At 72.9% G+C, this 23,730-nt stretch carries 21 protein-coding genes; 15 read left to right on the top strand and 6 right to left on the bottom strand.

Annotated elements, in window-relative coordinates:
• The first annotated feature begins 14 nt into the window (after positions 1-14).
• From ftsW to ABD361_RS27695, 9 genes are all read left to right on the top strand, one after another.
• Positions 15-1,376: a putative lipid II flippase FtsW gene (gene ftsW, locus ABD361_RS27735; protein ID WP_344439275.1), complete on the top strand. Its 1,362-nt coding sequence runs from the start codon at positions 15-17 to the stop codon at positions 1,374-1,376.
• Positions 1,377-1,382: 6 nt separating this feature from the next.
• Positions 1,383-2,480 (top strand): undecaprenyldiphospho-muramoylpentapeptide beta-N-acetylglucosaminyltransferase, encoded by a 1,098-nt coding sequence (murG, locus tag ABD361_RS27730; protein WP_344439251.1) that lies wholly within the window; start codon positions 1,383-1,385, stop codon positions 2,478-2,480.
• Between the two features lie 28 nt (positions 2,481-2,508).
• Complete coding sequence (locus ABD361_RS27725; protein ID WP_425583342.1) at positions 2,509-3,435, top strand: cell division protein FtsQ/DivIB; 927 nt, start codon at positions 2,509-2,511, stop codon at positions 3,433-3,435.
• A 240-nt stretch (positions 3,436-3,675) separates the two neighbouring features.
• The gene (ftsZ, locus tag ABD361_RS27720; protein WP_344439249.1) at positions 3,676-4,917 is read left to right on the top strand and encodes a cell division protein FtsZ; all 1,242 of its coding nucleotides are present in this window, start codon (positions 3,676-3,678) and stop codon (positions 4,915-4,917) included.
• Between the two features lie 59 nt (positions 4,918-4,976).
• The gene (gene pgeF, locus ABD361_RS27715) at positions 4,977-5,741 is read left to right on the top strand and encodes a peptidoglycan editing factor PgeF (protein ID WP_425583341.1); all 765 of its coding nucleotides are present in this window, start codon (positions 4,977-4,979) and stop codon (positions 5,739-5,741) included.
• Complete coding sequence (locus ABD361_RS27710) at positions 5,738-6,457, top strand: YggS family pyridoxal phosphate-dependent enzyme (protein ID WP_344439246.1); 720 nt, start codon at positions 5,738-5,740, stop codon at positions 6,455-6,457. The genes pgeF and ABD361_RS27710 overlap by 4 nt, the downstream gene beginning before the upstream one ends.
• 121 nt (positions 6,458-6,578) lie before the next feature.
• A complete protein-coding gene (locus ABD361_RS27705) occupies positions 6,579-7,187 on the top strand; it encodes a cell division protein SepF (RefSeq protein ID WP_344439244.1) in 609 nt (202 codons plus the stop codon).
• Between the two features lie 72 nt (positions 7,188-7,259).
• The gene (locus tag ABD361_RS27700; protein WP_086567466.1) at positions 7,260-7,544 is read left to right on the top strand and encodes a YggT family protein; all 285 of its coding nucleotides are present in this window, start codon (positions 7,260-7,262) and stop codon (positions 7,542-7,544) included.
• 61 nt (positions 7,545-7,605) lie between these two features.
• Positions 7,606-8,757 carry a DivIVA domain-containing protein gene (locus ABD361_RS27695; protein ID WP_344439239.1) on the top strand — a complete coding sequence of 384 codons (1,152 nt, stop codon included), beginning with the start codon at positions 7,606-7,608 and terminating at the stop codon, positions 8,755-8,757.
• Positions 8,758-8,887: 130 nt separating this feature from the next.
• Here the strand turns inward: ABD361_RS27695 and ileS are convergent, their stop codons facing one another.
• Positions 8,888-12,022: an isoleucine--tRNA ligase gene (gene ileS, locus ABD361_RS27690; protein ID WP_344439238.1), complete on the bottom strand. Its 3,135-nt coding sequence runs from the start codon at positions 12,020-12,022 to the stop codon at positions 8,888-8,890.
• Positions 12,023-12,462: 440 nt separating this feature from the next.
• Between ileS and ABD361_RS27685 the strand changes: the two genes are divergently transcribed.
• The 4 genes from ABD361_RS27685 (at position 12,463) to ABD361_RS27670 (ending at position 17,222) form a co-directional block, all read left to right on the top strand.
• Positions 12,463-13,941, top strand: a complete 1,479-nt coding sequence (locus tag ABD361_RS27685) for a TraR/DksA family transcriptional regulator (RefSeq protein ID WP_344439236.1) — start codon at positions 12,463-12,465, stop codon at positions 13,939-13,941.
• 64 nt (positions 13,942-14,005) lie between these two features.
• Positions 14,006-14,557 (top strand): signal peptidase II, encoded by a 552-nt coding sequence (gene lspA / locus ABD361_RS27680; RefSeq protein WP_344439235.1) that lies wholly within the window; start codon positions 14,006-14,008, stop codon positions 14,555-14,557.
• Between the two features lie 42 nt (positions 14,558-14,599).
• Positions 14,600-15,541 (top strand): RluA family pseudouridine synthase, encoded by a 942-nt coding sequence (locus tag ABD361_RS27675; RefSeq protein ID WP_344439233.1) that lies wholly within the window; start codon positions 14,600-14,602, stop codon positions 15,539-15,541.
• An 88-nt stretch (positions 15,542-15,629) separates the two neighbouring features.
• Entirely contained in the window at positions 15,630-17,222 is a 1,593-nt protein-coding gene (locus ABD361_RS27670) for a Na+/H+ antiporter (protein WP_344439231.1), read from the top strand.
• A 43-nt stretch (positions 17,223-17,265) separates the two neighbouring features.
• On the opposite strand, the gene ABD361_RS27665 is transcribed toward ABD361_RS27670, so the two are convergent.
• A complete protein-coding gene (locus tag ABD361_RS27665; protein ID WP_344439230.1) occupies positions 17,266-18,369 on the bottom strand; it encodes a mechanosensitive ion channel family protein in 1,104 nt (367 codons plus the stop codon).
• Between the two features lie 101 nt (positions 18,370-18,470).
• Between ABD361_RS27665 and ABD361_RS27660 the strand changes: the two genes are divergently transcribed.
• Positions 18,471-19,073: a dienelactone hydrolase family protein gene (locus ABD361_RS27660; RefSeq protein ID WP_344439229.1), complete on the top strand. Its 603-nt coding sequence runs from the start codon at positions 18,471-18,473 to the stop codon at positions 19,071-19,073.
• A gap of 252 nt (positions 19,074-19,325) precedes the next feature.
• Here the strand turns inward: ABD361_RS27660 and ABD361_RS27655 are convergent, their stop codons facing one another.
• From ABD361_RS27655 to ABD361_RS27640, 4 genes are all read right to left on the bottom strand, one after another.
• Positions 19,326-19,967 carry a hypothetical protein gene (locus ABD361_RS27655; RefSeq protein WP_344439227.1) on the bottom strand — a complete coding sequence of 214 codons (642 nt, stop codon included), beginning with the start codon at positions 19,965-19,967 and terminating at the stop codon, positions 19,326-19,328.
• A 59-nt stretch (positions 19,968-20,026) separates the two neighbouring features.
• On the bottom strand, positions 20,027-20,863 hold the full coding sequence (locus tag ABD361_RS27650; RefSeq protein WP_344439226.1) for an ABC transporter permease: 837 nt from the start codon (positions 20,861-20,863) through the stop codon (positions 20,027-20,029).
• Positions 20,864-20,879: 16 nt separating this feature from the next.
• Positions 20,880-21,866, bottom strand: a complete 987-nt coding sequence (locus ABD361_RS27645) for an ABC transporter ATP-binding protein (RefSeq protein ID WP_425583340.1) — start codon at positions 21,864-21,866, stop codon at positions 20,880-20,882.
• Positions 21,867-22,028: 162 nt separating this feature from the next.
• Entirely contained in the window at positions 22,029-23,285 is a 1,257-nt protein-coding gene (locus ABD361_RS27640; protein WP_344439224.1) for an NYN domain-containing protein, read from the bottom strand.
• A 265-nt stretch (positions 23,286-23,550) separates the two neighbouring features.
• On the opposite strand from ABD361_RS27640, the gene ABD361_RS27635 reads away from it, so the two are divergent.
• A complete protein-coding gene (locus ABD361_RS27635) occupies positions 23,551-23,724 on the top strand; it encodes a hypothetical protein (RefSeq protein ID WP_344439223.1) in 174 nt (57 codons plus the stop codon).
• Positions 23,725-23,730 lie beyond the last annotated feature (6 nt).

Below are 23,730 nucleotides of genomic sequence, written 5' to 3'. Positions count from 1 at the left end.
ACGCCGAGAACGCCATGACGCCGCTCGGTGCCCGCACGGCCCTGCGCGGCCAGGCGGCCCGTTCCCGGCCCCCACGGGCCCCGCGGCCGGCCGGCCGCGGCTTCGGCGCCCCCTCGCCCCGGCGCCCCGGGCGCGGCGGCGCCGGCGGCCTGCGCGCTCTGCACGCCCGGGCCCGGCGGGCCTGGGACCGGCCGCTGACCGCCTACTACCTCGTGCTCGGGGGCTCGCTGCTGATCATCGTGCTGGGCCTGGTGATGGTCTACTCGGCCTCCCAGATCAAGGCCCTGCAGAACGGCCTGGCACCCAGCTACTTCTTCCGCAAACAGCTGCTGGCCGCCGCCATCGGCACCGTGCTGCTGCTCGCGGCGGCCCGTACGCCCGTACGGCTGCTGCGGGCGCTGGCGTACCCGCTGCTGGCCGTCTCCGTCTTCCTGCTGTGCCTGGTGCAGGTGCCGGGCATCGGCGAGACCATCAACGGCAACACCAACTGGATCTCCCTCGGCGGGCCCTTCCAGCTGCAGCCCAGCGAGTTCGGCAAGCTCGCCCTCGTCCTGTGGGGCGCCGACCTGCTGGCCCGCAAGCACTCCAAGAAGCTGCTCGGCCAGTGGAAGCACCTGCTGGTGCCGCTGGTGCCGGTCACCTTCCTGCTGCTGGGCCTGATCATGCTGGGCGGCGACATGGGCACCACCGTGGTGCTCACCGCCGTGCTGCTGGGCCTGCTGTGGATCGCCGGGGCCCCCACCCGGCTGTTCGCCGGCGTCTTCGGCGTCACCGCCGCCCTGGCCATGCTCTTCATCAAGACCAGCGCCAACCGCATGTCCCGCCTGGAGTGCATCGGCGCCACCGACCCCGGGGTCAACGACCAGTGCTGGCAGGCCGTGCACGGCATCTACGCGCTGGCCAACGGCGGCTGGTTCGGTGCCGGTCTCGGGGCGAGTGTGGAGAAATGGGGTGAACTGCCCGAGCCCCACACCGACTTCATCTTCGCCATCACCGGCGAGGAGCTGGGGCTTGCAGGGACGCTGTCGGTGCTCGCCCTGTTCGCGGCTCTAGGCTATGCGGGTATCCGCGTGGCCGGACGCACGGAGGACCCCTTCGTGAGGTACGCCGCGGGAGGCGTGACCACCTGGATCACGGCACAGGCCGTGGTGAACATCGGTGCGGTGCTCGGCCTGCTGCCGATCGCCGGCGTCCCCCTCCCGCTGTTCTCCTACGGAGGGTCCGCCCTGCTGCCGACCATGTTCGCCATCGGGCTGCTCATCGCCTTCGCACGCGACGAACCCGGTGCGCGGGCGGCACTGGCCATGCGGCAGCCTGGGGTGAGATGGAAGACGATGAGACGGCGCGTCAAGAAGCGACCGTCCGGAGAGCGGTGAATTTCGGTGCATGTCGTACTCGCCGGCGGGGGGACCGCCGGCCACATCGAGCCCGCGCTCGCCCTCGCGGACGCCCTGCGCAGGCAGGACCCGACCGTGGGGATCACGGCGCTCGGCACGGAGCGGGGCCTGGAGACCCGCCTGGTGCCCGAGCGGGGCTACGAACTCGGGCTCATCCCGGCGGTGCCGCTGCCCCGCAAGCCCACCCCGGAGCTGATCACCGTCCCCGGGCGGCTGCGCGGCACGATCAAGGCCGCCGAGCAGATCCTGGAGCGCACGCGGGCCGACTGCGTGGTCGGCTTCGGCGGCTACGTGGCCCTGCCCGGCTACCTGGCGGCCAAGCGGCTGGGCGTGCCGATCATCGTCCACGAGGCCAACGCCCGGCCGGGCCTGGCCAACAAGATCGGCTCGCGCTACGCCTCGGCCGTCGCGGTGTCCACCCCGGACAGCAAGCTGCGCAATGCGCGCTACGTGGGCATCCCGCTGCGCCGCACGATCGCGACCCTGGACCGGGTCGCCATGCGCCCGCAGGCCCGGGCCGCCTTCGGGCTGGACCCCAACCTGCCCACGCTGCTGGTCTCCGGCGGCTCCCAGGGCGCACGGCGGCTGAACGAGGTCGTCCAGAACGTCGTGCCGTTCCTGCAGCGCGCCGGGGTGCAGGTGCTGCACGCGGTCGGCCCGAAGAACGAACTGCCGCGCGTGGACAACATGCCCGGAATGCCCCCCTATGTCCCGGTATCGTATGTTGACCGGATGGACCTCGCGTACGCCGCGGCCGACATGATGCTCTGCCGCGCGGGCGCGATGACCGTCGCGGAGCTGTCCGCCGTCGGCCTGCCGGCGGCCTACGTCCCGCTGCCCATCGGCAACGGCGAGCAGCGGCTCAACGCCCAGCCGGTGGTCAAGGCGGGCGGTGGCCTGCTGGTCGACGACGCCGAGCTCACCCCCGAGTGGGTGACGTCCCACGTGCTCCCGGTGCTCACCGACCCGCACCGGCTGTACGAGATGTCCCGGTCCGCCGCCGAGTTCGGCCGGCGCGACGCCGACGAGCTGCTCGTCGGCATGGTGTACGAGGCGGTCGCCGCAGCGCGCAGGGCGGGCTGACGACCCGTAGGAGCAGGAGGCTGGGAGCGTGGCCGGACCGACGACCGCCCGGCGCGGCGGTGAGAAGAAGGCGAAGGCCGCGAAGGGCGCCGGCGCCGCGAAGAAGTCCGGGCCGGGCGCAGGCGCCAAGGCGTCGGCCCGGCCCACCCGCCCCGCCCGCCCCGCCCGGCCGGCCCGCGGCCGCCTCCGCCTGCTCCCTGCACTCCTGCCGCCCCGCCGCACCCGGCGGGGCGGCAGGAGCCGTACGGCCCCGCTCGGGCGCCGCGGCCTGCTCCTGCGGGCCGGCGCCGGGCTGGCGGTGCTCGGGGCGGTCGTGTGGGTGCTGTACGGCTCCAGCTGGCTGCGGGTCACTCGTGTGGAGGTCAGTGGCACCACCACGCTGACGCCCGACCAGGTGCGCGAGGCCGCCGAGGTGCCGCTCGGTCAGCCCCTGGTCGCCGTGGACGGCGACGCCGTCGAGGCGCGGCTGCTCGCCCGGCTGCGGCGCATCGCCTCGGTCGATGTCGAGCGGTCCTGGCCGCACACGATCGGTCTGAAAGTGACCGAACGACAGCCCAAGGCCCTGCTCGAAAAGGGCGGTAAGTACATCGAAATCGACAGCGCGGGCGTGCGGTTCGCCACAGTCGACCGGGCCCGCCCGGGCGTGCCGCGCCTGGTGGTCGAACAGGACGATTCGCCCAGCAATCGCCGTTTCGGCACCGAGCGGCTGGAGCGCGAGGCGGTCCGGGTGGCCGCCGGCCTGCCCCCCGCCGTGCGCAAGGACACCCAGGTCATCCGCGTACGCTCGTACGACGCCATCACCGTGGAACTGACGGGGGATCGGACGGTGGTCTGGGGCAGCGGGGAGCGCGGCGACGCCAAGGCCCGTACCCTCGTTGCCCTGATGAAGGCCGCGCAGGGCGCGAAGCGCTTCGACGTCAGCGCTCCGGCCGCCCCTGCGGTGTCCGGGAGTTGACGCCGGGAGCGACCGGCCAGCACCCTGGTTGGCTACGGCTATGGGTGATCACATAGGGTGAAAAGAAAAACGGGAGGTTCGGCGTGTTCGTTGAAGACGCGCCGCTTGTCGACTTAGTGTCCTGGTTCAGAGAACCCAGGGAACAGTGGCACCGGTAACCCTAAACTTCAACGTTAGGGTTCGGGTCGGCATTGAGAACCGCCCCCAGGCATACGTAACTCGAGGCGAGAGGCCTTCGACGTGGCAGCACCGCAGAACTACCTCGCAGTCATCAAGGTCGTCGGCATCGGCGGCGGTGGCGTCAACGCCATCAACCGGATGATCGAGGTCGGTCTCAAGGGCGTCGAGTTCATCGCGATCAACACCGATGCACAGGCCCTGCTGATGAGCGACGCCGACGTGAAGCTCGACGTCGGCCGCGAACTCACGCGCGGCCTCGGCGCCGGCGCGAACCCCGATGTCGGCCGCAAGGCGGCCGAGGACCACCGCGAGGAGATCGAGGAGGTCCTCAAGGGGGCCGACATGGTCTTCGTCACCGCCGGCGAGGGCGGCGGCACCGGCACCGGTGGCGCGCCCGTGGTCGCCAACATCGCCCGTTCCCTGGGCGCCCTGACGATCGGTGTGGTCACCCGCCCGTTCACCTTCGAGGGCCGCCGGCGCGCCAACCAGGCCGAGGACGGCATCGCGAGCCTGCGCGACGAGGTCGACACCCTCATCGTCATCCCCAACGACCGGCTGCTGTCCATCTCGGACCGCCAGGTCAGCGTGCTCGACGCGTTCAAGTCCGCGGACCAGGTGCTGCTGTCCGGTGTGCAGGGCATCACCGACCTGATCACCACCCCGGGTCTGATCAACCTCGACTTCGCGGACGTGAAGTCCGTGATGTCCGAGGCCGGCTCGGCCCTGATGGGCATCGGCTCCGCCCGCGGCGACGACCGCGCGGTGGCGGCGGCCGAGATGGCCATCTCCTCGCCGCTGCTGGAGGCGTCCATCGACGGCGCCCGCGGCGTGCTGCTGTCCATCTCCGGCGGCTCCGACCTCGGCCTCTTCGAGATCAACGAGGCCGCCCAGCTGGTCAGCGAGGCCGCCCACCCCGAGGCCAACATCATCTTCGGTGCCGTCATCGACGACGCCCTCGGCGACGAGGTGCGCGTGACGGTCATCGCCGCCGGCTTCGACGGCGGCCAGCCGCCGGCCAAGGGCAGCCGCGACAAGGTGCTCGGCTCCACCTACGGCTCGGCCCGCGAGGACAGCGCCCCGGCCGCGCCCGTCTCCCGCCCGGTCGCCGCGCCGGAGCCGGCCCGTCCGTCCTTCGGCGGGCTGGGCAACGTCACCCCGCGCACCGAGGAGCCCGCTCCGGCCGACCCGGCGCCGGTCGCCGAGGTCCCCCCGCCGCCGGTCGCCTCCCCGCAGGTGCCCCCGGCCCGGCCCTACCAGGACTCCACCGCCGAGGAACTGGACGTCCCCGACTTCCTGAAGTGACCCCGCGCCCGACGGCACCAGGCCCGACGGCTCCTCAAGGAACGGCTGACCGGCACCGAGTGATAGGGCAACAGCACATCGTGCCCCCCGTACACCACGTGGCACACGCAAGCGGCGCGCACTTCGCCTTCACCTCCCGGTGGGGCGGAGTGAGCGCCGCTCCGTATGCGGAGCTCAACCTCGGCGGCGCGGTCGGCGACGACCCCGCCGCCGTACGGACCAACCGTGCGCGCGCGGCCGAGGCCCTCGGCCTGGACGCGGCGCAGGTCGTCTGGATGAACCAGGTACACGGCGCGGACGTGGCCGTGGTGGACGGACCGTGGCGAAGCAGGGAAATCCCGGCGGTCGACGCGGTCGTGACCACCCGTCGGGGCCTGGCGCTCGCGGTGCTCACCGCCGACTGCACCCCCGTGCTGCTGGCCGACCCGGTGGCCGGCGTCACCGGCGCGGCGCACGCGGGCCGGCCCGGCCTGGTCGCCGGGGTGGTGCCGAACACCGTGGCGCGGATGATCGAGCTGGGCGCGGAGCCGGGCCGGATCGTCGCCCACATCGGCCCGTCCGTGTGCGGCCGGTGCTACGAGGTGCCCGAGGCGATGCGTGCCGAGGTCGCCGCGGTGGTGCCCGAGGCCCGGGCCACCACCCGGCAGGGGACGCCGGCCGTGGACGTCGCCGCCGGGGTCGAGGCCCAGCTGGGCCGAACGGGTGTCGAGGTCGCGGGGCGGTCCGGCGTGTGCACGCTGGAGTCCGCGGACCACTTCTCCTACCGGCGCGAGCGCACCACGGGCCGGCTGGCGAGCTACGTCTGGCTGGGGGAGGCGGCATGACGGACCGCAAGGACCAGCTGGCCGAGAACCTCGCCCGGGTGGAGGAACGTATCTCCACCGCCTGCGCCGCGGCCGGCCGCTCGCGCGAGGAGGTCACGCTCATCGTGGTCACCAAGACCTACCCGGCGAGCGACGTGCGCCTGCTCGCCGAGCTGGGGGTGCGTCACGTCGCGGAGAACCGCGACCAGGACGCCGCACCCAAGGCCGCACAGTGCTCGGATCTGCCCCTTACCTGGCACTTCGTCGGTCAGCTGCAGACGAACAAGGTCCGGTCGGTGGTGAATTACGCCGACATGGTGCACTCCATTGACCGGAACAGACTGGTCACGGCCCTGTCGGCCGCGGCCGTCCGGGCCGGCCGGGAGCTCGGCTGCCTCATCCAGGTGGCGCTCGACGCCGGAACGCAGGAGCGCGGGGAGAGAGGGGGCGTCGCACCCGGCGGCGTCCTCGCCCTGGCCGATGCGATCGCCGAGGCGGAAGGGTTGCGAGTGGCAGGGCTGATGACGGTCGCTCCGCTCGCGGGCGAGTTCGCGGGCAGACCCCGGGCCGCGTTCGACAGGCTGATGGAAATCGCAACGGACCTGCGCGCGACCCATCCGGCTGGGAACATGGTCTCCGCAGGGATGAGCGCGGATCTCGAGGACGCCATTGGGGCCGGTGCGACACATGTACGTGTCGGCTCGGCGGTACTCGGAGTCCGACCCCGGCTCGGGTAACGTCGCCAGGAAGTCGGACCACAGCAGAAAATATGGTCATTCCCGCCAAAAGGCGGGCGGACCACGTGGATCCGGGCGCCGTTGACGGAGCCGATCCACCACAGAGCGGAGGACGCAGAGAATGGCCGGCGCGATGCGCAAGATGGCGGTCTACCTCGGCCTCGTGGAGGACGATGGGTACGACGGCCCGGGGTTCGACCCCGACGACGAGTTCGAGCCCGAGCCGGAGCCGGACCGGCGCCGGCAGCACCAGGCACATCAAGCACAACAGACGCAATCGGACGAACCGGTTCGAGTCGCCCAGCCGCCCGCGCAGCGCGAACCCGCTCCGCTGACAGCGGAAACGGGACGACCCGCCCGAATCGCCCCCGTGTCGTCCATCACACCCGAACGCCACTCTCTGGAGAAGAACGCACCGGTGATCATGCCCAAGGTTGTGTCCGAGCGGGAGCCCTACCGCATCACGACGTTGCACCCTCGGACCTACAACGAGGCCCGTACCATCGGGGAACACTTCCGCGAGGGCACTCCGGTGATCATGAATCTCACCGAGATGGACGACACCGACGCGAAGCGTCTGGTCGACTTTGCGGCCGGTCTGGTGTTCGGACTTCACGGGAGCATCGAGCGGGTGACGCAGAAGGTGTTTCTGCTGTCTCCTGCTAACGTCGATGTCACGGCGGAGGACAAAGCCCGCATCGCAGAGGGTGGGTTCTTCAACCAGAGCTGAGACGCAAGTCCGGGCAATCCGGACAACGGCCAGTCAGGCCACGGTACGAGCAAGGGGAGAGGGAAGCGCGAGATGGGCATCGCACAGCAGGTGATCTACATCGCGCTGTACTGCTTCCTCATCGTGCTGATCTTCCGACTGGTGATGGACTACGTCTTCCAGTTCGCCCGCTCATGGCAACCCGGTAAGGCGATGGTGGTGCTCCTCGAGGCCACCTACACTGTCACCGATCCGCCACTCAAGCTTCTGCGGCGGGTCATCCCGCCGCTGCGTCTCGGGGGCGTAGCGCTCGACCTGTCCTTCTTCGTACTGATGATCATCGTCTACATCCTGATCACCGTCGTGAGCCGGCTGTGAACGCGGCTGTGAACGATACGGTCTTGCCGATTGCCGACGACAACGTTGAGGTGAAGAAGAGATGCCGCTGAGCCCCGAGGACGTGCGGAACAAGCAGTTCACGACCGTCCGCCTCCGAGAAGGCTATGACGAGGACGAGGTCGATGCCTTCCTCGACGAGGTCGAGGCAGAACTGACCCGCCTGCTCCGCGAGAACGAGGACCTGCGCGCCAAGCTGGCCGCCGCAACGCGTGCCGCCGCGCAGAACCAGCAGCAGGCCATGCGCAAGCCCGAGCCGCAGGACCAGCGTCCTGGTGCTCCGGTGCCCGCCGCCATATCGGGACCGCAGCCGGTGCCGCCGAACCAGCAGCAGATGGGCGGCCCGCCGCAGCTTCCGGGCGGTGCCCCGCAGCTGCCGGCCGGCCCCGGCGGCCACGGCCACGGTCCCCAGGGCCCGCACGGTCCCGGCCCGATGGGACAGAACGGTCCGATGGGTGGCCCGATGGGCGGACCCATGGGACAGAACGGACCGATGGGGCAGAACCCCATGGGCCAGAACGGTCCCATGGGCGGTCCCCAGCTGCCGCAGCCGGGCCAGGGCCCGGGTGGCGACAGCGCAGCCCGTGTCCTCTCCCTCGCTCAGCAGACGGCCGATCAGGCGATCGCGGAGGCCCGTTCCGAGGCCAACAAGATCGTCGGCGAGGCCCGCAGCCGTGCCGAGGGCCTGGAGCGCGACGCCCGCGCCAAGGCGGACGCCCTCGAGCGGGACGCGCAGGAGAAGCACCGCGTGGCCATGGGCTCCCTGGAGTCCGCCCGCGCCACGCTGGAGCGCAAGGTCGAGGACCTGCGCGGCTTCGAGCGCGAGTACCGCACGCGACTGAAGTCCTACCTGGAGAGCCAGCTGCGCCAGCTGGAGAACCAGGCGGACGACTCGCTGGCCCCGCCGCGCACCCCGGCCGCCGCGTCGCTGCCGCCGGCCCCCTCCATGAGCGGGTCGATGGCTCCGGCCGGTGCCGGCATGGGCGGCCACTCCATGGGTGGCAACTCCATGGGCGGCAACCAGACCATGGGCGGCCACGGCGGCCCGTCGTCGGGCACCCCGTCGTACGGCGGTCAGCAGCAGATGTCGCCGGCCATGACGCAGCCGATGGCACCGGTGCGGCCGCAGGGCCCGCAGCCGATGCAGGCGCCGTCGCCGATGCGCGGGTTCCTCATCGATGAGGACGACAACTGACGGGCCCAGCCCGTCGGCACACATGGGCCGGGCCCCTGGGATTCCCAGGGGCCCGGCCCATTTCGTCACCTCATGGCAACGACGAAGGCCCCCGGCGCTGCGCGCCGGGGGCCTTCGTTCACCCGATTGCTTAGGCCTTACGGAGGCGGAACGTCAGTCCGAGGCCCTCGTCGGTGAACGGCTCGCCGTACGAGTCGTCCGCGTCACCGGAGGAGAAGTCCGTCGCCAGGACCTCGTCCGCGATGAGGCCCGCGTGCTCACCGAGCGCGGTCACCGTCTCCTCGTCGGACGACTGCCACCGCAGAGCGATGCGGTCGGCCACGTCCAGGCCGCTGTTCTTGCGCGCCTCCTGGATCAGGCGGATCGCGTCGCGGGCCAGGCCCGCGCGCCGCAGCTGAGGGGTGATCTCCAGATCGAGGGCCACCGTGGCACCCGAGTCGGAGGCCACCGACCAGCCCTCGCGCGGCGTCTCGGTGATGATCACCTCGTCGGGGGCCAGCTCGACCCGCTCGCCGTCGACCTCGACGGCCGCCGTGCCCTCGCGCAGCGCCAGCGACAGGGCCGCCGCGTCGGCAGCGGCGATCGCCTTGGCCACCGCCTGCACGCCCTTGCCGAAGCGCTTGCCCAGGGCACGGAAGTTCGCCTTCGCCGTCGTGTCGACGAGCGAACCGCCGACCTCGGACAGGGAGGCGAGCGAGGAGACGTTCAGCTCCTCGGCGATCTGTGCCCGCAGCTCCTCGCCCAGCGACTCGAAGCCGGCCGCCGCGACCAGCGCGCGCGACAGCGGCTGGCGCGTCTTGACGCCGGACTCGGCGCGCGTGGCGCGGCCCAGCTCGACCAGGCGCCGCACCAGCACCATCTGCTTCGACAGCTCCGGGTCGATCAGCGCACTGTCGGCCTGCGGCCACGACGACAGGTGGACGGAGTCCGGGGCCTGCGGCTCCACCGGCACGACCAGGTCCTGCCACACGCGCTCGGTGATGAACGGCACCAGCGGCGCCATCAGCTGCGTGACCGTGCGGACGACCTCGTGCAGCGTGCGCAGCGCGGCCGGCTCGCCCTGCCAGAAGCGGCGGCGCGAGCGGCGGACGTACCAGTTGGACAGGTCGTCGACGAACGACGACAGCAGCTTGCCCGCGCGCTGGGTGTCGTAGGCCTCCAGGGCCTGCGTGACCTGGTCGGTGAGCGTGTTCAGCTCGCCGAGCAGCCAGCGGTCGATCAGCGGGCGGTCGGCCGGCGCCGGGTCGGCCCCGCTCGGCGCCCAGCCGGACGTCCGGGCGTACAGGGCCTGGAAGGCGACGGTGTTCCAGTAGGTGAGCAGCGTCTTGCGCACCACCTCCTGGATCGTGCCGTGACCGACGCGGCGCGCCGACCACGGGGAGCCGCCGGCCGCCATGAACCAGCGGACGGCGTCCGCGCCGTGCTGGTCCATCAGCGGGATCGGCTGGAGGATGTTGCCCAGGTGCTTGGACATCTTGCGGCCGTCCTCGGCCAGGATGTGCCCGAGGCAGACCACGTTCTCGTACGACGACTTGTCGAAGACGAGCGTGCCCACCGCCATCAGGGTGTAGAACCAGCCGCGGGTCTGGTCGATGGCCTCGGAGATGAACTGCGCCGGGTAGCGCTTCTCGAACAGCTCCTTGTTCTTGTACGGGTAGCCCCACTGGGCGAACGGCATCGAGCCCGAGTCGTACCAGGCGTCGATGACCTCCGGCACGCGGACGGCGGTGTGCGCGCAGCCCTCGGCCGTGCAGGTGAACGTCACCTCGTCGATGAACGGGCGGTGCGGGTCGAGGCCGCTGCGGTCGGTGCCGGTCAGCTCCGACAGCTCCGCCAGCGAACCGACGCAGGTCAGGTGCCCCTCCTCGCAGCGCCAGATGGGCAGCGGGGTGCCCCAGTAGCGGTTGCGGGACAGCGCCCAGTCGATGTTGTTGTTCAGCCAGTCGCCGAAGCGGCCGTGCTTGACCGACTCGGGGAACCAGTTGGTCTTCTCGTTCTCCTGCAGCAGCCGGTCCTTGATCGCGGTCGTCCGGATGTACCAGGACGGCTGCGCGTAGTACAGCAGCGCGGTGTGGCAGCGCCAGCAGTGCGGGTAGCTGTGCTCGTAGGCGATGTGCTTGAACAGCAGGCCGCGCTCGGACAGGTCCGCGACGAGCTTCTCGTCGGCCTTCTTGAAGAACAGGCCGCCGACCAGGCCGAGGCCCTCCTCGAAGGTGCCGTCCGGGCGGACCGGGTTCACGACCGGCAGGTCGTAGGCGCGGCAGGTCCTCAGGTCGTCCTCACCGAACGCGGGCGCCTGGTGCACCAGACCGGTGCCGTCCTCCGTCGTGACGTACTCGGCGTTGACGACGAAGTTCGCGCCCTCCAGCTCGACCAGGTCGAACGGGCGGCGGTAGGCCCAGCGCTCCATCTCGCGGCCGGTGAAGGACTGCCCGGTGGCCGTCCAGCCCTCGCCGAGGGCCTTCTCCAGCAGCGGCTCGGCCACGACCAGCTTCTCGGTGCCGTCCGTCGCCACGACATAGGTGACGTCGGGGTGCGCCGCGGCCGCCGTGTTCGACACCAGCGTCCACGGGGTGGTCGTCCACACCAGCAGCGACGCCTCGCCGGCCAGCGGGCCGGACGTCAGCGGGAAGCGCACGAAGACCGACGGGTCCACGACCGTCTCGTAGCCCTGCGCCAGCTCGTGGTCCGACAGGCCCGTGCCGCAGCGGGGGCACCAGGGGGCCACGCGGTGGTCCTGCACGAGCAGGCCCTTGTTGAAGATCTCCTTCAGCGACCACCAGACGGACTGGACGTAGTCCGGGTCCATCGTCCGGTAGGCGTCGTCGAGGTCGACCCAGTAGCCCATGCGCGTGGTCAGCTCGGCGAACGCGTCCGTGTGGCGGGTCACCGACTCACGGCACTTGGCGTTGAACTCGGCGATGCCGTACGCCTCGATGTCCTGCTTGCCGGAGAAGCCCAGCTCCTTCTCGACGGCGAGCTCCACCGGCAGACCGTGGCAGTCCCAGCCGGCCTTGCGGCCCACGTGGTAGCCCTGCATCGTCCGGAACCGGGGGAAGACGTCCTTGAAGACGCGCGCCTCGATGTGGTGGGCGCCGGGCATGCCGTTCGCGGTCGGCGGGCCCTCGTAGAAGACCCACTCGGGACGGCCCTCGGACTGCTCGAGGGTACGGGCGAAGGTCTTGTTCTCACGCCAGAACTCGAGCACGGCGTGCTCGAGCGCGGGCAGGTCGACCTGTGCGGGTACCTGGCGGTACTGCGTCATCGGCTCCTCCGGCGGGACGATTGGTGCGCTGTCCGTCGGAGGGACGAGACGCGCCGTCGCGCTCCCGCGGTACCACCCTCCTTGGCCGCGGACGCGTGCATGCCGTCCCCGGCCCCCTCATTGGGCCGCGATGCCGGTTCTACTGACCCCGGACGGGGCGTTCCTCCGGCGGCTCCGGGCTGATCTTCACGACCGCGCACACCTCCGGGCTCCCACCGTCCCCGGCTCGCTGCTGGCTGCGTGCGGCGCTACTGGTCCCATCGACGCCTTTCGCTGCGCCCCAGTGTACGGGGCGCACGCCTGGGCGGCCGACCGATTTGAGGGCCGGAGGCGGGGCGCACGCCCCCGGACCGGCGTGCCCCGTTGCCGCATGCCGTGCGCCGATTTATCGTTCCCGCACGATTTGCGCGCAAGATCATAAAATGTGAAGGGGTAGCGGCATGGCGGAAAAGTCGACGACGCGCAAGTCGGCGAAGGCCGTGCCCGGCAAGGCGGCGGCCAAGAAGGCGGCCCCCACGAAGAAGACGGCGGGCTCGGCGGCGACCCCCTCCGGGGCGGGGGCCGGGAAGAAGACGGCCGCCTCGGCCGCAGCGCGAGCCGGGGCATCGGCGGCCCCGCCCGCGAAGAGCGCCGCGAAGAAGGCGGCAGCGAAGAAGGCCGTGCCCGGCAAGAAGGCGGCCGCCTCGGCCGCAGCGCCGGCCCCGTCCCGGGCGGGTGCCGCGAAGAAGGCGGCGGCCGCGCCGGCGGCGCAGGGTGGCGGAAAGAAGGCGGCCCCCGCGAAGAGGACGGCGGCCAAGGCCGCCCCCGCGAGGAAAGCGGCCGAATCGGCGGCAGCCGGGAAGAAGACGGCGGCCAAGAAAGCGGCCCCCGCGAAGAAGGCGGCAGCCAAGAAGGCGGCGGTCGCGCCGTCCGAGGGCGCGGCAGCGGCGAAGGCGGCTGCCAAGGCTGCGCCCGGGAAGAAGGCGGCCGGCCCGGTCGCGGCGCGGGCCCGCACGAAGGCGACGGCCAAGAAGACGGCCGTGCACCCTGAACACGCAGCCCCGGCGGAGGGCGGCGCCAAGACCGCCCCCGCCAAGAAGGCGGCCCCCGCCAAGAAGGCCGCACCCGCCAAGAAGGCGGTCGGCTCTGCCGCAGCGCGGGCCGAGGCGCCGGACGGCAAGGCAGCGGTCGGCCGGACGGCGGCCCCCGCCAAGAAGGCCGCACCCGGCAAGAAGGCGGCGGGCGCCGGGACGGCAGGGGCGGCTGGGTCCGCCGAGTACGTCGCATCGGCCAAAAAGGGGGCGGGGGCGGGGAAGTCGGCCGTTGCGGGGAAGACTGCCACGGTGACCGAGGCGCAGGCCGCCGAGGGCACCGCGCGGGCCCGTGGGGGTTCCGTGGCGAAGAAGGCCCCGGCCGCCCCGGCCGCTGCGGCCGAGGAGTCCGCACCGGCGGCGACGGCGGTGCCCGCTGAAGAGACGGGAGCCAGGACGGTGGCTGCGAAGAAGACCATGGGTGCGAAGGTTCCGGGGGCCCGGACGGTGGTTCCGGGGGAGCTCGTGGTGCGGCCGGGGGAGGAGCCCTGGTCGCCGGCGGAGGTGGCGGAGGCCCGTACGCTCCTGATGGACGAGATGGTGCGGTTGCGGTCGGAGATCGAGGCGTCGGAGGCGGCGATCAGCGGTCTGATGCGGGATTCCGGCGACGGGGCCGGTGACGACCAGGCGGACACGGGGACGAAGAACATCACCCGGGAGCACGAACTGGCCCTGGCGGCGAACGCCCGCGAGATGCTGGTGCAGACGGAGCGGGCGCTGGAGCGGCTGGAGGCCGGTACGTACGGCCGGTGCGAGAACTGCGGCAATCCGATCGGCAAGGCGCGGATGCAGGCGTTCCCGCGGGCCACGTTGTGCGTGGAGTGCAAGCAGCGGCAGGAACGCCGCTGACCGGCCCCCCTGCGCGTGCCGTACCCTCGTCCTCAGTCAGCAGGACGACACTCCAGGGACTCACGTGACTGAGGCGGAACAGACGGGACGGCCCACCGAGGCGGCGGCCGGCGGGGAGGCCGGGCCCAGGGGCCGGCGGCGGATCGCGGTGCTGCTGGTGGTGGCCGCCCTGGCCTATCTCCTGGACCTGGGCAGCAAGCTGCTGGTGGTGGCCCATCTGGAGCACCACGATCCGATCCGGGTGATCGGCACGTGGCTGCAGCTGGAGGTGATCCGCAACCGGGGTGCGGCGTTCGGCATCGGCGAGGCGATGACCATCGTCTTCACGGTCATCGCCACGGCGGTGATCGTGGCGATCGCCCGGATCGCCCGCAAGCTGTACAGCCTGCCGTGGGCGGTCGCGCTGGGCCTGCTGCTCGGCGGGGCACTGGGCAACCTCACCGACCGCCTGTTCCGTTCGCCGGGTGGTTTCGAGGGCGGCGTGGTGGACTTCATTGCGCCCGCGCACTTCGCGGTCTTCAACCTGGCGGATTCGGCGATCGTCTGCGGCGGGATCCTCATCGTGATCCTGTCGTTCCGGGGCCTGGACCCGGACGGCACCGTCCACAACGACTGAGCCCGGGACGGGCGCCGTGCGCCCGTCCGTCATACTCGACTGGTGAGCACGATTCCCGAGACCCGCGCCCTCCCCGTACCCGATGGCCTGGAGGGCGAGCGCGTCGACGCCGCGATCGCCCGAATGTTCGGCTTTTCCCGCACCAAGGCCGCCGAGCTGGCCGCCGCGGGCAAGGTCCAGGTGGACGGGGCGGTGGCGGGGAAGTCCGACCGGGTGACCGGGGGGGCCTGGCTGGAGGTCGAGATGCCGGCGCCGCCGGCGCCGGTGCAGGTGGTCGCCGAGCCCGTGGAGGGCATGGAGATCGTCCACGACGACGACGACATCGTCGTGATCGTCAAGCCGGTGGGCGTGGCCGCGCACCCCAGCCCGGGCTGGACGGGCCCGACCGTCATCGGGGGCCTGGCCGCGGCGGGCTACCGCATCTCCACCTCGGGTGCCGCGGAGCGCCAGGGCATCGTGCACCGCCTGGACGTGGGCACCTCCGGCCTGATGGTGGTGGCCAAGTCCGAGCGGGCGTACACCCTGCTGAAGCAGCAGTTCCGCGAGCGCACGGTCGACAAGCGCTACCACGCCCTCGTGCAGGGCCACCCGGACCCGATGAGCGGCACGATCGACGCGCCGATCGGCCGTCACCCGCACCACGACTACAAGTGGGCGGTCATCGCCGACGGCAAGCCGTCGGTCACCCACTACGACCTGATCGAGGCGTTCCGGGCGGCCAGCCTGCTGGACATCAAGCTGGAGACGGGCCGCACCCACCAGATCCGCGTGCACATGTCCGCGCACCGCCACCCGTGCGTCGGCGACCTGACGTACGGCGCCGACCCGACGATGGCCAAGCGCCTGAAGCTGACCCGTCAGTGGCTGCACGCGGTGCGGCTGGGCTTCGAGCACCCCTCGGACGGCCGCTGGGTGGAGTACGAGAGCGCCTACCCGGACGACCTGCAGTACGCCTTGGACAGGGTGCGCGCCGAGAGCGCATGACGCCAGGGGCCCGTGGGGCGGGCGGGGCGCGGTTGAGGCAGGCTGGAGGAGGTCTGTCCGATCGCACCGACCCGTCCGGAGGGGATCCGTGGACCAGCTCGCCCTGCTGTTCGTCCTCCTGCTCGGCGCGCTGGTCACAGTGCCGCTGGGGGACCGGCTGGGAGTGCCGTCCCCGGTCCTGATGACGATCGGCGGGATCGTCCTGGCCCTGCTGCCGTTCGTGCCGAACGTGGACATCCCGCCGGAGTACATCCTCCCGCTGGTGCTCCCGCCCCTGCTGTACGCCACCGCCCAGCGCACCTCGTGGCGGCAGTTCGCGGTCAACAAACGGCCGATCTTCCTGCTGGCGGTCGCGCTGGTCTTCGTCACGACCGCGGCCGTCGCCGCCGTGGCCAACGTGATCGTGCCCGGCATCTCCGTGGCCGCCGCCGTGGCCCTGGGCGCGCTGGTGGCGCCTCCCGACCCGGTCGCCGTCACCTCCGTCGCCGGCGAGCTGGGCCTGCCGCGCCGCCTGGTGTCCATCCTGGAGGGCGAGGGCCTCTTCAACGACGTCACGGCCATCGTGCTCTACCACGTGGCCATCGCCGCGGCCGTCAGCGGCACCTTCTCGGTGCCGCAGGCCATCGGCGCGCTGGTGCTCTCGGCGGTGGTGGCCGTCGCGGTCGGGCTGGGCCTGGGCTGGGCCGCGCGGCGGCTGATGACCGTCCTGGGCGACGCCACCCTGCAGATCGGCCTGACCCTGCTGGTGCCGTTCGTCTCCTACGTCCTGGCCGAGGAGCTCAAGGGCTCGGGCGTGCTGGCCGTGCTGACCACCGCGCTGTACCTGGCCGAGTACACGCACGACCCCGACGACGTGCTGGGCCGGCTGGCCGGGCACACCTTCTGGGAGGTCGTCGACACCCTCGTCACCGGCGTCGCCTTCGGCCTCGTCGGCCTGGAGCTGCACAACGCCGTCAGCACGGCCTCCGGCCGCTGGGGCGAGATGCTGGCCATCGGCGGCAGCGTGGTCGCGGTGGTCGTGGGCGTACGGCTGCTGTGGCTGCTGCCCGCCGCCTGGCTGACGAAGAAGCTGCACAAGCGGCGGGACGTCGACGAGGAGATCCTGGTCAGCTGGCGCGAGACGGTGGTGGCCTGGTGGTCCGGCATGCGCGGGGTGGCGACCGTCGCCCTCGCCCTGGCCATCCCGCTGACCAAGCAGGACAAGTCCGCCTTCCCCGCCCGCTCGGAGATCCTCTTCATCGCGTTCGCGGTCATCATCGTCACCCTCGTCGTCCAGGGCCTGACCCTGCCGCGGCTGGTGAAGGTGCTCGGCGTCAGCGAGGACACCGACGCCGGCCGGGAGCTGGAGCGGCAGCTGGCCGCCCGGGCGGCGAAGGCGGCCCGGCACCGGCTGATGGAGATCGTCGAGGCCGAGGACCTCTCGGAGGACATGATGGAGGCGCTCGGCCGGCGGGCCTACGACATCGGCGCGCGCATCAGCCCCGACATGGTCGACGAGGAGCGCCGCGAGGCGCAGGCGCAGCGCGTCGCCCGGCTGCGCACGCTGCACCGGGTGCAGGCCGAGCTGCTGTCGGCGGCCCGGCGCGAGGTCATCGCGGCCCGCAGCGAGGCGGGCATGGACCCGGAGGTCGTCGACCGGGTGCTGCGGCACCTGGACGAGCGGACCCTGCGCGGCATCTGACAGGCGGCCGCCTAGCACCGCCCCGGACCGTCTCGGGGATGCCTCACGTGGTGCCGGGGCCCGGCCCGATGTCGTCCGAGGTGGGCGAGGCCTGCCGGCGGTCGGGCGCGTCGTCGAGGCCCGGCGCGGGCGCGGTGTTGATGCGCGGCAGCGCGTACGGGTGCTCCCGGCGCAGCCAGGCCACCAGTTCCTCGCGCACCACGCAGCGCAGCGTCCACACGTCGTCGGGGTCCTTGGCCGTCACCAGGGCCCGCACCTGGATGGTCGACGGCGTCGTATCGGTGATCACCAGGCTCCAGGCCCGCCCGTCCCACTCCGGCACGCCCTTGAGCAGCCGGTGCAGGTGCTCGCGCATCAGGTCGATGGGGGCCGTGTGGTCCAGGTGCAGGAAGACCGTGCCGGTCATCCGCGGATTGCCGCGCGACCAGTTCTCGAAGGGCCGGCCGGTGAAGTACGACACCGGCATGGTGATCCGGCGCTCGTCCCAGGTCTTGACGACGAGATAGGTCAGCGTGATCTCCTCGACGGTGCCCCACTCGCCGCCCACCACGACCGTGTCGCCTATGCGCACCATGTCGCCGAAGGCGATCTGCAGCCCCGCGAAGAGGTTGCCGAGCGTGGACTGCGCGGCCACACCGGCCACGATGCCGATCAGGCCGGCCGAGGCCAGCATCGAGGTGCCCACCGCCCGCATGCCGGGGAAGGTCAGCAGCATCGCCGCGACCGCCACCACGCCCACCACGGCCGTGACCACGCGGCGGATCAAGGTGACCTGGGTGCGCACCCGGCGCATCCGGGCCGCGTCCCGCGCCCCGGCCGCGTACCGCGCGTACCCCGCCTCGACCACCGCCGTGGCCAGCCGCGCCGCCAGCCACGCGCAGGCGCCGATCAGCACCAGCGTCAGCACCTGGCCCACCACGGTCTCCCGGTAGGCGGGCATGCGCAGCGAGGTGTAGCCGCCGCGCAGCAGCGCCGCGCACAGCACCAGCCGCAGCGGCATGCGGCAGCGGCGCAGCAACGGCCACAGCGGATCCTCGGGGTGCCGCCCGGCGATCCGGCGGACGACCTGGTCGGCGATCCAGCCGACGACGAGCGTGACGAACAGCGCGCCGCCGACGACCGCGAGGGGACGCAGCACGTCCTCCATGGGCCTCAGCTCCTTCCGGCGACCTGCCGGCGCGCGTCCCTGCCCCGACCGTAACTGGCACGATGGGGACACGCGATCCAGCAGTTAAGGAAGTGACCACGTTGACAACCTCGGACCAGGACTCCCCTACCACGATCCTGCTCTTCCATTCGGCCTACGGTCTGCGCCCGGCCGTGCACGCCGCGGCGGACCGGCTGCGCGCGGCCGGGTACGAGGTGCACGTACCGGACCTCTACGAGGGCCGCACCGCCGACACCGTCGAGGACGGCATGGAGATCAAGGACGAGATCGGCCGGGAGGAGCTGCTGCGCCGCGCCGTCAGGGCGGCCGCCCCGCTCTCGGCCCGCGGCCTGGTCTACGCCGGCTTCTCGCTCGGCGGCTCGATCGCGCAGAACCTGGCCCTCGGCGACGAGCGGGCCCGCGGCCTGCTGCTCCTGCACGGCACCTCCGACCTGCCGGAGGACGCCTCGGTGGACGACCTGCCCGTCCAGCTGCACGTGGCCGACCCCGACCCGTTCGAGCCGCACGACTGGCTCAACGCCTGGTACCTGCGCATGCAGCGGGCCGGCGCCGACGTGGAGGTCCACCGCTACCCGGGCGCGGGCCACCTGTTCACCGACCCCGACCTGCCCGACTTCGACGCCGAGGCGGCCGAGGACGCGTGGCGGGTGGCGTTGGGCTTCCTGGCGGAACTGAAGGGCTGAGCGCGTAAGGGGCGCGGGGCGGTGCCGCCCGGCGGCCGGGGTTGCGTCTCGGGTGCGGGCCGTCCGTGGCCGATCGCGCAGTTCCCCGCGCCCCTACGGGGCGCCGTGGGCTGGTGCAGTGCCCCGTCAGGGGCGCGGGGAACTGCGCGATCGGCCACGACGCACCCGCAGACGGGGTGCGTGTTGCGCCCACGCGGCGGCAGCCGCAGATCGGCACCGCCCCGCGCCCCTGGCGGGGCGCCGTGACGAAGATCAGCTGGGCGGCAGTTCCAGCGGCTCCGGGTCCTTCGGTGCGAACAGCGCCGTCAGCCCCAGGTGCACGGCCATCGCCGCCAGCGGCCAGGCCAGCAGCATGCCCTTGGCCGCCAGCTTCAGCGGGGCGTCGAAGACCACGCCCTTGCCCACGGCCCTCGCGTGGGCGACCACGTCCTGCGCGGGGCCCAGCCACACGCCCAGCCGCCAGCCGATCAGCGACGCCAGCAGCGAGCCGGCCGCGAGCGCGACCACGACCGCGATGCCGCCCACCCGCCGCACCCACACCACCGCCGCGGCGCTGAGCGCGCCGAAGCCCACGCCGAGCAGCCCGAACCAGCCGTCCGCGCCGATCGCCTGCTCGCCCTCGGTGTTCTTCAGGTACACGGCCTTGCCGTCGGAGATCAGCGGCACGCGCGGCGCCAGCCACACCCACAGCAGGCCCAGCAGCACACCGCAGACCGTCACCGCCGCCAGCACGACCGCCGCCGTCCGCAGCTCGGCCCGGGCCTCGGCCCGGGCGGCCTCGCGGGCGGCGTCGTCGTGCGGGGCCGGCGCGGCCGGCGGGGAGGCGGGGGCGGGCTCCGGTGCCCGGTCGTGACCGGCGGAGGGGTCGCCCGGAGGGGTCAGTGGTGCGCTCACACCGCCATCGTGCCAGGCCGCGGCGCCGGCTCCACCGGCAGGAGGGTCCTCGCGGCGCGTCACCGCACCGCCGCCCGCCGGTAGGCCCAGGTGGCCACGGCCAGCGACAGCACGCCGACACCCGCGCACACCCCCAGGTCGACCGCGATCAGCAGCCAGTCGGGGCGCGCGTCGAAGCTGTGCGCCAGCGCCTCCACGCCGTACGTCGACGGCAGCAGGTCACGGGCGTACGCGATCGGGGCCGGCAGGTGGGCGGCCGGCAGCACGCCCAGCAGCAGCGCCGCCGACATGCCCAGCTGGCCGCACAGCGTCGCCAGCTCCTGGCGCGGCGCCAGCAGGCCCAGGGCCGCGCCCAGTCCGGACAGGGCCGCGCCCGACAGCGGGATCACCGCCGCCAGCACCCACAGGTGCCCCAGCGGCAGCCCGAACAGCACGCTGCCCACCACCGCCGTCACCACGGTGCCGGGCACGGTGAACGACGCGTACGCACCCGCCGCGCCCAGCACCACCGCGGCGGGCGGCACCGGCAGCGTGGCGTAGTGGTCGAGGCCGCCGCTCGCGCGCAGCTGGCCGAAGTACTGGGCGAGCAGGTTCAGCGCCACGAACGCCACGACGAGCACGCTGGAGCCGGCCACCACCGCCCGCGCCGCGTCGCCGCCGTCGACGACCCCGCGCATCAGGACCATGATGCCGACCGACTGGAAGGTCGCCACGAACAGCAGCGGGATCCGGGCGACCCGGGCCCGCGAGAGCTGGGCGCGGTAGACCGCGGCCAGCGCCGGCAGCAGGCGCGCGGCGGGCGCCAGCGGGAACGCCGCCTCCCGGCCGGGCCGCGGCCGGCCCCCGCCTTGGACCCGGACCCGACCGGACACCGCCTCGGCGGACACGGCACTCAACGGCGACAGCTCCTCTTCATCCCTTCACCAGCCCCTGCGAACGGTCGCCGCCCAGCGCCAGGTAGACGTCCTCCAGGCTCGGCGTGGCGAGCGTGAAGTCGTCCAGCGCCGCGAAGGCCGGGCCACCGGTAACCGCGGCCACGGCCGCACGGGCGTCCGCCGGGGCCAGCCGCAGCGACCAGCGGCGGCCGGTCTCCTGCGCCGCCTCGCGCAGCGCGGCCACCTCCGGCACCTCCAGCGGGGGCTCGGCCCGCCAGACCAGGTCCACCCGGACCTCGTCACCGACCAGCTGCTTGAGCCCGGCCGGGGTGTCGCAGGCGATGATGCGTCCCTCGTCCAGCACGGCGACCCGGTCGAGGACCGTCTCCGCCTCGATCACGTTGTGGGTCACCAGCAGCACCGTGGTGCCGCGCTCGGCGCGCCGCCGGTCCACGGCCGACCACACCGCGCGGCGGGCGACCGGGTCCATGCCGGTGGTGGGTTCGTCCAGGACGAGCAGCGGGCGCTCGCCCACCAGGGCCGCGGCGAAAGTGGCCAGGCGCCGCTGCCCGCCGGAGAGCTTCTTCAGCGGCCGGGCGGCGATCGCGCCCAGCCCCAGCTCGTCGAGGACCTCGTCGCGCTCGGCGCGGGCGGCGCGCAGCGACAGCCCGCGCAGCCGGCCGGTGGTCTCGGCGGCCAGCGCGACGGTCAGCTCGTCCAGGGCGGTGGAGGACTGCCCCAGGTACCCGATCAGGCGCGCCGCCCGCTCGGGGTGGCGCACCAGGTCGTGCCCCAGGAGGCCGATCGTCCCCTCGTCGGGGCGCAGCAGGCCGGTCAGCTGGCGGACGAGCGTGGTCTTGCCGGCGCCGTTGGGGCCCAGCAGCCCGAAGATCTCACCGCGGCGGACGTCGAGGTCGACGCCGTCGGTGGCGCGTACGCGGCTGCCGCCGCGCGCGGTGGGGTACGTCTTGACGAGGCCGCGTACGGTGCACGCCAGGTCGCCTGCGGCTCGCTCCGTTCTCACGACCAATGAGGGTACGCGCCCCGCCCGCGCCGACTCGCCGCAGGGGCGGTTAGCGCCGCGCCCGGCGGCCGGGGTTTGCGTCTCGGCTGCGGGCCGTCCGTGGCCGATCGCGCAGTTCCCCGCGCCCCTACGGGGCGCCCCCGTACCGCGTCCGCGCGGCCCTCAGTCGCCCGCCGGTACGTGCTCCGCGGCGGTGCGGGTGTCGATCTCGCGCCAGAAGCCGGCGCGGATCGCGTAGCGGTCGCGCTCGTCGATCTGGTCGTCCTTGTGCGCCAGCAGCCCGAACCGCGCCGCGTACCGCAGCAGCTCGCCGTCGATGCGGTGCGGGATGCGCGGGTACTCGGTGGACAGGTGCTGCAGGTGCACCGGGTCCGTCAGCCGCTCCGCCCACCGGCGGGCGAAGACCTGGCCGACTTCGAAGGGGTCGCCGCCGACGGTGGTGATGTCCTCCTCGCGGTCCGCCCACCGTTGTTCGGCGCTGGTGAGCAGGGCCAGGGTCGGCAGGGCGGCGGTCTCGGGGGACTCGGCCGGGCCGTTGCCGCCGCGGTCGACGAGCCCCTTGTCGGAGGACCAGCGCAGGGTGGCGGTGGGGGTCACCACCGGAGTGCTGCCGTTCGTACCGCCGTTGCCGTTGCCGTTGCCGTTCGCCGGGCCGCGGCCGAGGCCCGCGAGGTCCTTCGGCGTGGGCACCCCGCGCGCGGCGGCCGGCGCGGTGGCCGGGCGCGAGCCGTTGCGCTCGGCGGCCGGGCGCTCGTTCTCGGCGGCGTCGTCCGGCCGGGACGAGGAGGAGGTGGTCTCGGGCAGCGGCGCGGCGAGGATCGCCGCGATCTCCGGGCGCGGCGCGGGCGGCGGCGCGCAGGGCCCGGTCAGCTCCTTGGGGCGGACGGCCCGGGTGATCCAGGTGCGGTCGAGCACCCGCCGCTCGTCGGCCTCGGCGACCAGGTCCTCGGACTGGTTGTAGTCGCCGTCGGCGGCCTGGACGGCCCACAGGTGGACGGCGACGCCGTGTTCCTTGGCGGCCATCAGCCCCGGCAGCAGGTCGCCGTCGCCGGTGACCAGGACGATGTCGGAGCAGGCGCGGTTGCGGGCGAGCTCGGTGAGCTCGGCGTGCATGGCCGCGTCGACGCCCTTCTGCGCCCAGCGGCCGTCGCTGCGGGTCAGGGCGCCCAGGCGCACGGTGACCCGGGACATCACCCGCAGCCGGCGGTGTTCGGGTTGGGGGACGCGGTCGGGGGCGCCGTCGAACCAGTAGATGCGCAGCAGAGGCCGCTGGGTGTCGGCCTCGGCGCGCTCGCGCAGGCCCTGGATGAGGGTCGTGTGGTCGACGGTGATGCGGGAGCGCGCGGGCTCGCCGGCCAGCAGGCTCGCGGCGGCGCCCAGCAGATACCCGGCGTCCACCAGGACGACGCAGCGGTCCACGTTCCACCCTCTTTCCTTGCGGCATTCGAGTTCAGAAGTGCGGTCGCCCCCCGGCACCGTCGTGCCCCGGCCTCCTGGCTTTCCCAGGAGTCTGCCCGACCGCGCGGGGGTTATCAGCCCGAACTGGATCTTCGGCGTGGCGGATACGCGCATGGGGTGACGGACGCGCCGGTCACTCACGGTTATTGCCCGAAATGCGCCGTTCGGCGGTGCGTGCGAGGGTGGGCGCGAGGGGGCGTCACCCGTGATCCGGAGGCAGAGCGGCATGGCCAAGAACAGGAAGCAGGACCGGAGCCAGCAGCGATCGAGCGCGGCCGAACGCGGCTCGCAGCAGGCCAGGAGCTCCTCGATCGAGTCGCAGTCCGAGCACCGGGCGACCCAGGTCACCCCCGCGGACCTGGCCCGGAAGGGCAAGCAGAAGCGGTTCGGTCACAACTGACGGGCG

This window comes from Streptomyces luteosporeus, from assembly GCF_039532865.1.
Lineage (GTDB): Bacteria > Actinomycetota > Actinomycetes > Streptomycetales > Streptomycetaceae > Streptomyces > Streptomyces luteosporeus.
This window is presented reverse-complemented; position numbering and strand designations above follow the sequence as displayed.